Below are 321 nucleotides of genomic sequence, written 5' to 3' on the forward strand. Positions count from 1 at the left end.
CTTACTCACGAAGAATGGCTTTTATTTTCACTTTTTTGAAAGGTGAAGACAAAAGAAACTAAATGTGGGCGATTAGCTCAGTTGGGAGAGCACCTCCCTTACAAGGAGGGGGTCACTGGTTCGAGCCCGGTATCGCCCACCACTCTCTAAATATTTTTGGAAGTATCAATCCAAACCACTACTCTTGTTGTTGGTTTGCATTTTTGACTCCGAAAGTCGTTAGAAAGTGCTTTTTAGCACGCGTTTCGAAAGAAACTAGCTCTTTAACAATTTGGAAAGCTGACGAACAACATTTGATTTAATGTTGTTCAAATAAAAGTT

The 321-nt window shown here is 39.6% G+C and carries 1 tRNA gene; it reads left to right on the forward strand.

Annotation, left to right across the window (positions count from 1 at the left end):
* The first annotated feature begins 66 nt into the window (after positions 1 to 66).
* Positions 67 to 142 (forward strand) — tRNA-Val (locus tag MD535_RS25945).
* Positions 143 to 321: the final 179 nt, after the last annotated feature.

This window comes from Vibrio qingdaonensis (genome assembly GCF_026191675.1).
Taxonomy (GTDB): domain Bacteria; phylum Pseudomonadota; class Gammaproteobacteria; order Enterobacterales; family Vibrionaceae; genus Vibrio; species Vibrio qingdaonensis.